This window comes from Alistipes muris, assembly GCF_943193205.1.
GTDB lineage: Bacteria > Bacteroidota > Bacteroidia > Bacteroidales > Rikenellaceae > Alistipes > Alistipes muris.
Genome location: NZ_CALPDD010000004.1, coordinates 89,101 through 101,752 on the forward strand (window position 1 = coordinate 89,101; position 12,652 = coordinate 101,752).

At 64.2% G+C, this 12,652-nt stretch carries 10 protein-coding genes; 7 read left to right on the plus strand and 3 right to left on the minus strand.

Annotation, left to right across the window (positions count from 1 at the left end; all coding sequences use genetic code 11):
• The first annotated feature begins 11 nt into the window (after nt 1-11).
• The 7 genes from NFR47_RS03575 (at nt 12) to NFR47_RS03605 (ending at nt 8,832) form a co-directional block, all read left to right on the plus strand.
• Entirely contained in the window at nt 12-1,328 is a 1,317-nt protein-coding gene (locus NFR47_RS03575) for a glycoside hydrolase family 2 TIM barrel-domain containing protein (RefSeq protein WP_251214211.1), read from the plus strand.
• Between the two features lie 7 nt (nt 1,329-1,335).
• Nucleotides 1,336-1,809 carry a 23S rRNA (pseudouridine(1915)-N(3))-methyltransferase RlmH gene (rlmH, locus tag NFR47_RS03580; protein ID WP_251214212.1) on the plus strand — a complete coding sequence of 158 codons (474 nt, stop codon included), beginning with the start codon at nt 1,336-1,338 and terminating at the stop codon, nt 1,807-1,809.
• A gap of 1 nt (nt 1,810) precedes the next feature.
• Nucleotides 1,811-4,063 carry a TonB-dependent receptor gene (locus tag NFR47_RS03585; RefSeq protein WP_251214213.1) on the plus strand — a complete coding sequence of 751 codons (2,253 nt, stop codon included), beginning with the start codon at nt 1,811-1,813 and terminating at the stop codon, nt 4,061-4,063.
• A 13-nt stretch (nt 4,064-4,076) separates the two neighbouring features.
• The gene (locus tag NFR47_RS03590) at nt 4,077-4,610 is read left to right on the plus strand and encodes a lipoprotein (protein WP_251214214.1); all 534 of its coding nucleotides are present in this window, start codon (nt 4,077-4,079) and stop codon (nt 4,608-4,610) included.
• A 61-nt stretch (nt 4,611-4,671) separates the two neighbouring features.
• The gene (gene nadC, locus NFR47_RS03595; protein WP_251214215.1) at nt 4,672-5,526 is read left to right on the plus strand and encodes a carboxylating nicotinate-nucleotide diphosphorylase; all 855 of its coding nucleotides are present in this window, start codon (nt 4,672-4,674) and stop codon (nt 5,524-5,526) included.
• Entirely contained in the window at nt 5,526-7,445 is a 1,920-nt protein-coding gene (locus NFR47_RS03600) for an LTA synthase family protein (RefSeq protein WP_251214216.1), read from the plus strand. Before nadC ends, NFR47_RS03600 begins: the two co-directional genes overlap by 1 nt.
• The gene (locus tag NFR47_RS03605) at nt 7,438-8,832 is read left to right on the plus strand and encodes a GNAT family N-acetyltransferase (RefSeq protein WP_251214217.1); all 1,395 of its coding nucleotides are present in this window, start codon (nt 7,438-7,440) and stop codon (nt 8,830-8,832) included. The genes NFR47_RS03600 and NFR47_RS03605 overlap by 8 nt, the downstream gene beginning before the upstream one ends.
• Nucleotides 8,833-8,956: 124 nt before the next feature.
• Here the strand turns inward: NFR47_RS03605 and folD are convergent, their stop codons facing one another.
• The 3 genes from folD to purH form a co-directional block, all read right to left on the minus strand.
• Nucleotides 8,957-9,805: a bifunctional methylenetetrahydrofolate dehydrogenase/methenyltetrahydrofolate cyclohydrolase FolD gene (folD, locus tag NFR47_RS03610; RefSeq protein ID WP_251214218.1), complete on the minus strand. Its 849-nt coding sequence runs from the start codon at nt 9,803-9,805 to the stop codon at nt 8,957-8,959.
• Nucleotides 9,806-9,868: 63 nt separating this feature from the next.
• On the minus strand, nt 9,869-11,116 hold the full coding sequence (gene purD, locus NFR47_RS03615; RefSeq protein WP_251214219.1) for a phosphoribosylamine--glycine ligase: 1,248 nt from the start codon (nt 11,114-11,116) through the stop codon (nt 9,869-9,871).
• A gap of 4 nt (nt 11,117-11,120) precedes the next feature.
• Nucleotides 11,121-12,650, minus strand: a complete 1,530-nt coding sequence (gene purH / locus NFR47_RS03620) for a bifunctional phosphoribosylaminoimidazolecarboxamide formyltransferase/IMP cyclohydrolase (RefSeq protein WP_251214220.1) — start codon at nt 12,648-12,650, stop codon at nt 11,121-11,123.
• Nucleotides 12,651-12,652: the final 2 nt, after the last annotated feature.

The window sequence follows — 12,652 nt, forward strand, 5'->3', positions numbered from 1 at the left end:
AAACAAGGTATATGATCAAACGCATCCTATCGCTCTGCATGGCTTTGCTGGCGGCCGCAGGCGCTTCGGCCCAGCAGGACGCACGCATCGGCCGCACCGAAGCCGTGCCCTACGACATGCGCCACGACGCCGAAGCCCGCAACCTCGCCGCTTCGGGCCACACCCTCGCTTTCCGGCCCGAGACGACCATCACCGCCGAGGGACCGCTCTGCGCCGTCATGGAGCAGCAGACCGAAATCCCCTATGTCTGGACCGACGGATGCGTCTACCTCCATATCGAGAACGCCCCCACGGCCTATGCACTGTGGGTCAACGACCGCAGCGTGGCCGAAGTCGACGACCCGCTCACGCCCGCCGAATTCGACCTCTCGCCCTATATCCGGCAGGGCGCCAACGACTTCAAGCTCCTGATGTTCAACGACCGCGGCCGGCTGGACGCTTCCGACCCCGTGCGCCGCAAGGAATTCGAGGGCAGCTACCTCTACTATCAGAACAAGCGCTCCATCCGCGACTTCCGGATTGCGCTGGTGCCCGATTCGCTCGGCCGCAACTTCGCCATGCTCGACCTGCAAATCGTCGCGCAGAACATGTTCAACTACGACGAAAAGGTCGAGGTCGGCTACGACATCTATTCGCCGCAGGGCAAGCTGCTGGAATTCGACATCCGCGAGACGGTCATCCCCGGCCGCTCGGCCGACACGGTGCGGTTCTCGCCCTTCATCTACCACGCCTACGAAAACAAGTGGGAACCCTCGGCCAAGAATCCGCCGCTCTACAAGGTCATGCTTTTCACCCGCCGCGACGGCACCTACAAGGAATACATGCCGCTGAAAATCGGCTTCGGCCCGGCCGAATTCGCCGACGGACGGTTCACCCGCTTCGGCAAGCCGCTGCAACTCAACATCGCCCGCTACAACGCCGCGGCCGACGCCAAGACGACCGCCGCCCAGCTGCAAACGCTCCGCAAGCAAGGCTACAACACCCTCGCGCCGGACTATCCGCAACCGGAATGGTTCTACGGGCTCTGCGACCAGCTGGGGCTGCAAGTCATCGACCGGGCCAACATCCACGCCCCCGAACAGCGCGACAACCGCCGGGTAGGCGGCACGCCCTCCAACGACCCGGCGCTGGCCGACGAATATCTGGAACGCGTGCAGGCCATGTACTACCGCTCGCGCAACCACACCTGCGTCATCGCCTACGCCCTGGGCGGCGAAGCGGGCAACGGCTACTGCATGTACAAGGCCTACCAATGGCTCAAGGAAGCCGAACCTTCACGCCCGGTCATCTGCGCCGATGCCGACGGCGAATGGAATACGGACTTATAAGGGTGAAATGACCTTAGAACTGATCGTCATAGGCAAAACCGACTCGCAGGAGGTGGCCGCGCTGGTGGAACTGTACGCCCGGCGCGTGAACCACTATTGCAAGTTCTCGCTCACGGTCCTGCCCGACGTGCGCGACACCAAGAAACTGACGGCCCGCCAGCAATCCACGGCCGAGGGCGCCGCCATCCTGCGCCAGCTCTCCGAGGGCGATTTCGTGGTTCTGCTGGACGAGCGGGGCGAGGAGATGCGCTCCGTCGAATTCGCCTGCTGGCTCCAGAAACGGATGAACAGCGGCGTCAAGCGGCTGGTCATGGTCATCGGCGGCCCCTACGGCTTTTCCGACGAGGTCTACGCCCGCGCCGACGCCCGGCTCTCGCTCTCACGCATGACTTTTTCGCACCAAATCGTGCGGGCCATCTTCGCCGAGCAGATTTACCGCGCGTTCACTATCCTCAACAACGAACCCTACCACCACGAATAAGATGCGCCTGCTGTCGACCATGCTGCTGCTCTGCACCGCCCTGCCGCCGACTGCCCGTGCGGCGGCCCGGCACACCGATGCCGACACGACCATCCTGGTCGACAGGGTGCAGGTCACGGCCATCAAGCAGGGCACGGTGCTCCGCTCGCAGCCCGTCGCGGCCACCATCCTCGGCAGCCGGGTGCTCGAAGGCAGCCACGTCGGCGCCGTGAAGCACCTTTCGCAGCGGGTGCCCAACCTCCACATCCCCGACTACGGTTCGCGCATGACCTCGTCGGTCTACGTCCGCGGGCTCGGGGCCCGTATCGACCAGCCCGTCATGGGGATGAACGTCGACAACGTGCCCGTGATGAACAAGGACTGCTACGACACCGAGCTCTCCGACGTCGAGCGGATCGAAATCCTGCGCGGCCCCCAGTCGACCCTCTACGGCCGCAATACGATGGGCGGCGTCATCAATATCTACACCCGCTCGCCCCTCGCCTACCAGGGCACCCGCCTGTCGGCCGAATACGGCTCGGGCAACACATGGCGCCTGCGCGCTTCGACCTACCACAAGTTCGGCGACAGCTTCGGCATCGCCCTTGCGGGTTTCTACACCCGTTCCGACGGTTTCTTCCCGAACCTCGCCACGGACCGCAACTGCGACGGTGAGCAGATGGGCGGCGGGCGTTTCAAACTGCAATGGCGCGGCAAAAACGGGCTGCGCATCGACAACACGCTGGCGTTCTCGCTGCTCGACCAGGGCGGCTATCCCTACGCCTACATCGGTCCGGAAATCGTGCGCGACGGGCAGACCGTCATCCGCCCCGGCGAAATCCGCTACAACGACCCCGCAGGCTACCGCCGCACGACCCTCAGTGACGGGCTCACCCTCCGCTTCGAGGCCGGCCGCTGCTCCCTCTCGTCGATTACCGCCTACCACTATTCCGACGACGCCATGACGCTCGACCAGGATTTCCTGCCCCTCTCCTACTTCACGCTCCGGCAGGCCCGCACCGAGCACACGTTTTCGCAAGAGCTCGTCGTCCGCTCGCGCGACGAAGGGCGTTACCGCTGGCTCGCCGGGCTGTTCGGCTTCTACCGCCGTTCGGCGATGGACGCCCCCGTGCTTTTCAAGCGCGACGGCATCGAGGAGCTGATTCTGCGCAACGCCAACTCCGGCCCCGTCTTCCGCTACGACACCGACGCCGAAGAGCTGCTGCTCTCGTCGGATTTCCGCAATCCCGCTTTCGGTGCCGCGCTCTACCACGAATCGAGCTTCCGGCTCGGCCGCTGGACCCTCACCGCCGGCATCCGGGCCGACTTCGAGCACACCCGCCTGCACTACCGCAGCCGCGCGAAGTTCGACTATTCGCTCAGCATCTCGGGCGGTCCTGCGGGACAGCACACGGCCGCCATCGACGACCGCAGCACCCTGAAGCGTTCCTACCTGCAACTTCTGCCCAAAGCCACCGTTCTATACAGCTTCGACGAAGTGCGCAACCTCTACTTCTCCATCGCCAAAGGCTACAAGGCAGGCGGATTCAACACCCAGCTTTTCTCCGACATTCTGCAAGAAAAGCTCAAGGCTCAAATGGCTTCGGGCGTCGACGACACCGACCCCGGGCTCATGTCCTACCGTCCCGAAAAAAGCTGGAATTTCGAGCTGGGCGGCCACTTCTCCTGCGCCCAGGGCATCCTGCGGGGCGATTTCGCCCTTTTCTGGATTCTCTGCCGCGACCAGCAGCTCACCGTCTTTCCCGCGGGCAGCTCCACGGGGCGCATGATGACCAACGCCGGGCGCTCGCGTTCGCTCGGCGGCGAGCTGTCGCTCCAAATCCTGCCCCACCGCAACGTGGTGCTCGACGCCGCCTACGGCTACACCGACGCCCGTTTCGTGCGCTACGACAACGGACACTCCAACTTCAGCGGCAACCGCATCCCCTACGCGCCCGGGCACACGCTCTCTTTGGGCGCCGAATGGAGCATTCCCACGGGCGCCGGCTGGCTCCACGAAGTGGTCCTTCACGCCGGGGTCCGCGGCACGGGACCCATTTGCTGGGACGAAGCCAACACGCTGCGGCAGGATTTCTACCTCCTGCCCGACGCTTCGGTTTCGCTGCGCCACAGCCGCTATGCCCTCGATTTCTGGGGCCGCAACCTCACCGACACGCGCCACGACGTCTTCTGGTTCAAGTCCATGGGCAACGAGTTCGTCCAGCGCGGACGTCCCCGCACCTTAGGCGTCACCCTCTCCATCCGCATCAACTAAAAACAAAACCGATATGCAAAAGTTCCTTCTGTTCGCCTTCGCGCTTCTCACATTGAGCGCCTGCAACGACAGCGATTCGGACGAAATCCGCTTCGCTACTGAAAACACCGCCATCGTCGACGGCAGTCTGACGGGCATCAACCTCCATTTCCTCGGCACCTCGGTCGCCACGGCCCCCGACGGCACAGCCTACACCGACAGCTCCGCCCGCTTCGAGTTCGCAGGCGGCAGCGAAAAACTGACCCTCTACATGCACGGCACCCGTTTTGCAGCCGCCATGCCCGCCTTCAATATGCGTCTTTTCAACGTTCCCTACACCCCGGGCGAGGGGGCCGCGCTTTCGTTCTTGCTTCCGACCGTCGTTCCCGATGTCTACCTATCTAATGCAGTCGGGGGAGGGTTCAGCTACCAACCATTGCCCGCCTACACCCTCACCAACGTCGAGGGTTCCATCAACGGTATCGACTGCCGCGTCGCATTCTCGTGCAACGTTCCCAAACTGGGCGCCTACCGCGTTGAATACCAAGGGAAACTGCTCGCACGATAACCGACCCTGCCCTTTGCGCAGACCGCATCCGCCAACAACCGAACATTCAATTCAAACAACCATGAAACCCGAATACAGACCTTTCGTCGAAGAGTTGATCGAACTCTGCATCAAGGAAGACATCGGCGACGGCGACCACACGTCGCTCTGCTGCATCCCGGCCGACGAACACGGCCGCATGCGCCTGCTGTGCAAGCAGGAGGGAACCATCGCAGGCATCGAAATCGCCGAACTGGTGCTCCGGCGGCTCGACCCCGGCGTGAAGTTCGAGCAGCTGCTCCGCGACGGCGACCGTGTGAAGCCCGGCGACGTGGCGTTCTACGTCTCGGGGCGCCTGCGCTCGCTCTTGCAGGCCGAACGCATCCTGCTGAACATCATGCAGCGCATGAGCGGCGTCGCCACCCAGACCGCCGTCTACGTCGCACGCCTCGAAGGACTGCACACCAAGGTCCTCGACACCCGCAAGACCACGCCCGGCATGCGCGTGCTGGACAAGATGGCTGTCAAAATCGGCGGCGGCGAGAACCACCGCATGGGGCTTTTCGACATGGTGCTGCTCAAGGACAACCACATCGACTTCGCGGGCGGCATCCGCAAGGCCATCCAGGGCGCCCGCGAATACCTCGCCGCCAAGGGCAAGCAGATTCCCATCGAGTGCGAGGTCCGCACCTTAGAGGACATCGACGAGGTCTTCGCCGCAGGGGGCGCCGACCGCATCATGTTCGACAACTTCTCGCCCGAGTTGACGCGCGAAGCCGTGCGCAGGGTGGCCGGACGCTGCGAAACCGAATCGAGCGGCGGCATCACCCTCGACAACCTGCGCCAGTACGCCGAATGCGGCGTCGATTTCATTTCGGTCGGAGCGCTGACCCACCAGATCAAGTCGCTCGACATGTCGCTCAAAGCCTGCGAATAATGCAACGTCTGCTCCACACTCCGCTGGCGCTGCTCCTGCGGCGCATCCTGACGCTCTACGTCGTGCTGTGGCTCTGCCGCCTCCTTTTCTACTCCTACAACCACGTGCAGTTGGGCGCCATCGGCTGGCCGGAGGTCGGGGCGCTGCTGCGCGGGGCGCTGCTTTTCGACACGGCGTCGGTGCTCTATGCCAACGCGCTGTTCGTCGTGCTCTCGCTGCTGCCGTTTGAGTTCTGCTGCGGCCCGCGCTACCAGAAAATGCTGTTCTGGTACTATACCGTCGTCAATTTCGTGCTGATCGTCGCCGCCAACCTGGCCGATGCCGTCTACTTCCACTATACGCAGAAGCGCATCACGGCCGACGAGTTTCTTTTCGCCGACAACGACAACTCGCTCCTGCTGGTTTTCAAGTTCATGGGCGAAAACTGGCCCCTGCTGCTCGCCGCCCTCGCGCTCGGCGTCCTGCTGGTCATCGGCTTCGGCCGCCGCACCCGCTGCGAATCGATCCTCAACCCCGGCTGGAGCTACTACACGCTGAGCACCGTCACCCTCTGCCTGGCCGCGGGGCTCTCGATAGCCGGCATCCGGGGAGGGGTCACGCGCGCCACACGGCCCATCACCCTCTCCAATGCCACCCTCTACACCCCCGACCCGGGCAAGGCCAACCTGATTCTGAGCAACCCGTTCTGCCTCCTGCGGACCATCGGCCACAGCGGCAAGGTCCGCTATCGCAAGGATTTCTCCGAGGAGCGGCTGCAGGAGCTGTTCTCGCCCGAGCACCGGCCTGCCGCCGATTCGGTGCGGAACGTCGCGGCCGACACCCTCCGCGGGGCGCTTCGCGGCCGCAACGTCCTAATTTTCATCCTCGAAAGCATGTCGGCCGAGCACTCGGCCCACCTGCGGCCCGACCTCTACGCCGACCGCCCCGAGCAGGGTTTCACGCCGTTCCTCGATTCGCTCATGCGCTCCGGACTGACGTTCCGCCGCATGTATGCCAACGGCACGCGGTCGATTCAGGCCATGCCCTCCGTCCTGGGCAGCATCCCCTCGTTCAAGACGCCTTTCGTGCTGATGCCGCAGGCGCTCGGCCGGAGCCGCCAGCTACCCGCCATCCTCGCGGAGCAGGGCTATTCCACCCTCTTCTTCTGCGGTTCGGAACGCGGTTCGATGGGCTTCGGGGCCTACGCCCGCTCGGCCGGGGTCGAACGGCTGGTCAGCCGCGAAGACTACGAAAAGGCCCACGGCACGAACGACTTCGACGGCTACTGGGGCATCTGGGACGAAGAATTCCTCCAGTTCGCAGGCGAAGAACTGCGGACGGTCGCACAGCCTTTCTTCGCCACCCTTTTCACCCTCTCGGCCCACCACCCGTTCGTGGTTCCCGAACGCTATGCCACGGCGCTGCCCGAGGGTTACACCCGCATCCACAAGGGAATCGCCTACGACGACATGGCTTTCCGCCGTTTCTTCGCCCGCTTCGGCCACGAGAAGTGGTTCCGCAACACGCTTTTCGTCTTCGTAGCCGACCACGTTTCGTCGGAGAAGTTCGCCCCCGAAAGCCGCGAATACCCGGGCAGCCACCACATCGTCGGCTTCCTCTACACCCCCGACGGTGCCTTGCAGGGCGAAATCGGCGAAGTGACCCAGCAGCTGGACATCATGCCGACGGTCCTGGGGCTTCTCGGCAACGATCAGCCTTATTTCGCTTTCGGGCGCGACCTGCTCGGCGAGCCGGACCGTCCCCGCTGGGCCCTCTCCTACGACGGGCAGTTCCGCGCCTGGACCGACCGCGGTCCGGTGGAGTTCGACGACGCGCTCCCGCCCGCACCCACCGAAAGTGCAATGCAGCAGCGTTACCGCGCACTGGTCCAGCAGTACTACTCCCATATCGAACGCAAAAGCTACGTCGTCGATGATTGAGTTCCGCCCCGTCCGGCTCGAAGACCGCGCGGCCATCGAGCGGTTCACCCTCCCGTCGGACATCCGCAACTGCGACCTCGCTTTCGCCAACATGTTCTGCTGGCAGACGGTCTACCGCAGTTCGTGGGCCGTGGTCGAAGGGTTTCTGGTCGTCCGGTTCCACATCGGCGGCGGCACCCGCATCGGCTACATGCAGCCCGTCGGCGAGGGCGACTTCACCCGCATCGTTCCGGCGCTGAAAGCCGATGCCCGTGCCCTCGGACAGCGGCTGCGGCTCATCGGGCTGACCGACCAGGGGCGCGAACTGCTCCGCCGCAGCTGCCCCGGAGCATTCGCGTTCCACTCCGACCGGGCGTCCGAAGACTACATCTACCGCGCCGACGAACTGCGCGAGCTGCCGGGCCGCCGCTATCAGCCCAAGCGCAACCACATCAACCGCTTCACAGCGACCTGCCCCGACTTCCGCTACGAGGAGCTCACGCCCGACCGTTTCGCCGAGTGCATGACCCTCGAACGCCAGTGGCGCCGGACCCACGAGGGCCACGCCTCCGAGCTGTGCGCCGAACAGCGGGCCATGCAGCTGGCGTTCGACCATTTCAGTGAACTGGGCCTGCGCGGCGGGTGTCTCTACGTCGGCGAGCGGCTGGCGGCGTTCACCTATGGCTCGGCCGTCAACGACCGTACGTTCGTCACCCACGTCGAAAAGGCCGACACGGCGTTCGAGGGGGCTTTCACGGTCATCAACAAACTTTTCGCCGAGCACCTGCCCCCGCAATTCACCCTCGTCAACCGCGAGGAGGACCTCGGCATCGAGGGGCTCCGCCACGCCAAGCTCTCCTACCATCCGGCCGAACTGCTGCACAAGTTCGCGGCCATCCGGCTCGACCCCGACGAAGCGGCATGCAAGACGTTGTGGATGAAAGTTTTCGGCGACGGCGACGAGTTCGTCGACACCTTTCTGATGCGCTATTACGACCGCAGCCGGATGCTCACCGCCCAATGCGAAGGACGCACGGCCGCCATGCTCCATATCCTGCCGTTCGACACCGAGCTGGGCCGCACGAGCTACATCTACGGCGTGGCCACCGACCCCGAATTCCGCAACCGCGGGCTGGCGTCGCAGCTGATGGAGCAGGCCCTGCAACTATGCGACGAGCAGGGCGACGATGCCGTTTTCCTCATCCCAACCCCTGGCAGGGAGTGGCTGCGCGGGTTCTACGGCCGCTTCGGATTCGCAGGCTCCCTGCCCGCAGCGTTCCGCACGCCCGACGGCTTCGACTTCGGCACGGGCAACCCCGCCGCCGACCTCGCCATGCTCCGCCTGCGCAACCCCGCTGCGCCCCTGCCCGAGCAGCTGATTTGCACTTACAAGCAGGAACACGCATAGCGCATTTTCGGCCCGCATGAATTCCCCGGCAATGGCGAGCGAAACGCCGACGCACCCAACGAAAAAGGCCCGGAGTGCTCCGGGCCTTTTCTTTCGACTGATTGCTAAAACGTTTTAGCAGCGGCTATTTCTGCTTGCGCAGGAAACATTCGATGGTATTTTCCATCAAGCAGCAGATGGTCATCGGCCCCACGCCGCCGGGCACGGGTGTGATGACGGAGGCTTTCGGCTCGATGGCGGCGTAGTCGACGTCGCCGCACAGCTTGCCCGTCTCCGGGTCGCGGTTGACCCCCACGTCGATGACCACGGCGCCGTCGGCCACCATGTCGGCCGTGACGAACTTCGGGCGGCCGATAGCCACGACGAGGATTTCGGCGCGGCGGGTCACCTCCGCCAGGTTGCGCGTGCGGCTGTGAGCGATAGTCACCGTCGCGTTTTCGTCCAGCAGCAGCTTGGCCACGGGCAGTCCCACGATGTTGCTGCGGCCGATGACCACCGCCTCGCGGCCCGCGATCTCCACCCCGGCGGCCTTGAGCATCTTGATGATTCCTTTGGGCGTGCAAGGCAGCGTGCAGGGCTGTTTCTGCCACAGCGCCGCCACGTTGAGCGGGTGGAAACCGTCCACGTCCTTGGTCTTGTCGATGGCCGCGATGACCCGCTCCTCGCTGATATGTTTCGGGAGAGGAAGCTGCACCAGAATGCCGTCGACCTCCGCATCGGCGTTGAGCTCGGCGATGATGCCGAGCAGTTCCTCCTCGGCGATGTCCGCAGGCTTGCGGACGGTGGTGTTGCGGATGCCCACCTCGGCCGAAGCCTTGGCCTTGCCTGTCACATAGCTCACGCTGCCGGGGTCCTCGCCCACCAGGATGACCGCCAGATGGGGCACACGCCCGTATCGGGCCGGGAAAGCCGCCACCTCCGCCGCCATGTCGGCCTTGAGCCGGGCCGAAAGTTCTTTTCCGCTGATTGTCATAATCTATTGCATTTTGAAGATTCTTCGTCGCCTACGGCTCCTCAGAATAACGGTTACTTGTTTTCATTCCCCCAACGCCCAATGGCCGATGTCGGTGCGGTGGAACAGGTGCCCGCAGTCGATACGGGCCACGTCGCGCAGGGCGTTCGCACGCGCTTCGGCGAGGTCCTTGCCCCGGCCCACCACGAACAGCACGCGGCCCCCGGCGGTCAGCACGCGGTCGCCGTCGGCCTTGGTCCCCATGTGGTAGACCGTGCCGCCGACAGCGTCCAGCCCCCCGATTTCGTGGCCCTTTTCATAGGCGCCGGGATAACCTTTCGACGCCAGCACGATACCCAGCGTTGCAAAACCGTGCCACTCCAACCGGGCGTCGCGCCCCTCGGCCACGGCACAGAAAATATCGACGATGTCGCTTTTCAGCCGCGGCAGCACCACTTCGGTCTCGGGATCGCCGAACCGGGCGTTGAACTCGATGACCTTGATTCCCTGCGCCGTCTTCATCAGCCCGCCGTAGAGCACCCCCTCGAACGGGCATCCCTCGGCCGCCATCGCGTCGGCCACGGGCTGCATGATACGCTCCAACGCGAATTTTTCGTCTTCGGCCGTGACGAACGGCAGCGGCGAATAAGCCCCCATGCCGCCCGTGTTGGGTCCGCAGTCGCCGTCGTAGGCCCGCTTGTGGTCCTGCGCCAGCACCATGGGCCACACCCGGCGGCCCGAGACGAAACACATGAACGAGAACTCGGGACCCTCCAGATAATCCTCGACGACCACCTTGCCCTCGCCGAACTTGTCGTCGAGCAGCATGTCGCGCAGAGCGGCGTCGGCCTCCTCCATCGTCTGTGCGATGACCACGCCCTTACCGGCAGCCAATCCGTCGTACTTGAGCACGGCTGGAAACGACCGCCCGGCCACGTAGTCGCGGGCCGCGGCATAGTCGGTGAAAGCCCGGAACCCGGCAGTCGGGATGTCGTATTTCGCCATCAGCTCCTTGGCGAACTCCTTGGACGATTCGATGCGCGCGGCCGCTTTCGTCGGACCGAAAATCCGCAGTCCCGCGGCCTTGAACGCATCGACGACGCCCGCCGCCAACGACACCTCGGGCCCCACGACCGTCAGCCCGACGCCCTGCGCCACGGCGAAGTCGCGCAAGGTCTCCACGTCGGTCTCCTTGACAGCCACGCACTCGGCCTGCCGGGCGATACCCGCGTTGCCGGGCGCGCAATAGATTTTTTCGACCTGCGGCGAACGCGTCAGCGCATCGACGATGGCGTGCTCGCGGCCGCCCGAACCGATTACAAGAACTTTCATCTTTTCAATGTTTGAAATGGCGTTCGCCCGCAAAGCACATTGCGATTCCCTTTTCGTCGGCCTTGCGGACGGAATCTTCGTCGCGCACCGAACCGCCCGGCTGGACGATGGCCGCAACGCCGTATTCGGCCGCGAGGGTCACGCAGTCGTCGAACGGGAAGAAACCGTCCGAAGCCAGCACCAGCCCCTCGGTGAAACCGGCGGCCCGGGCCTGCTTCAGGGCGATTTCGGCCGAACCGATGCGGTTCATCTGGCCGGCGCCGACACCCAAGGTGCGGCCCTCCTTCACGACCACGATAGCGTTGGATTTCACATGCTTGACGATGCGCCAGCCGAAATTGAGGTCGTCCAGCTGTGCGGCCGTCGGCTTCCGCTCCGTGACGCACATGTCGGCCGTCACGGCTTTCGTCGCGACGTCGAGCTCCTGCACGAGCAGCCCGCCGTTGACGCTGACATACTGCTTGGGCGCTCCGGCATCGGGCGTCATATCGACCTCCAACAGACGCAGGTTCTTCTTGGCGCAGAGGACTTCGAGCGCCCCCTCGTCGAACTTCGGCGCCATGATGATTTCGAGGAAAACCGGCTTCATCAGCTCGGCCGCCTCGCGCGTCACGGTGCGGTTCGTGGCGACGATGCCGCCGAAAATCGACACCTTGTCGGCCTCGTAAGCCTTGGTCCACGCATCGGCCACGTCTGCGCCGACAGCCGCGCCGCAGGGATTCATGTGCTTGAGACCGACGCAGAACGGTACGTCGAACTCGCGCACGATGCACAGCGCCGCATTGGCGTCCTGTATATTATTGTAAGACAACTCCTTGCCGTTGAGTTGCCGCGCAAAAGCCAGCGAATAAGGCGTCCGCTCGCCCTCGCGGTAGAACTTGGCCGACTGGTGGGGATTCTCGCCGTAGCGCAGCGACTGCACGAGGTCGAATTCGAGGAACAGCTTCTCGTCGAGCCCTGCCTGCGCCCGCATGTAGGCCGCAATCATGGCGTCGTACTGCGCCGTGTGGGTGTAGGCCTTGGCCGAGAGCTTCAGCCGCGTAGCCCTATCGGTATTGCCCGAAACGCGTATTTCGCTCAAAATCTGCGCATAATCGTCGGGGTCGCACACCACCGTCACGTCGGCCCAGTTCTTGGCCGCCGAACGCAGCATCGAGGGGCCCCCGATGTCGATGTTCTCGATGGCGTCCTCCATCTTCACGCCGGGTTTGGCAATCGTTTCGCGGAACGGGTAGAGGTTGACGCAGACCATGTCGATGAACCCGATGCCGTTCTCTTTCAGCGCCCGCAGATGCTCGGGGTCGTCGCGGCGCGCCAGCAGACCGCCGTGCACCTTGGGATGGAGGGTCTTGACCCGTCCGTCGCAGATTTCGGGGAATCCCGTCACCTCGCTGATGTTCAGCACTTCCACACCGCTGTCGCACAGCAGTTTCATTGTTCCGCCCGTGGCGATCACCTCCCAGCCCAACTCGCGCAGGCCCCGGGCGAACTCCACGACGCCCCGCTTGTCGCTAACACTGATTAAAGTACGCATAA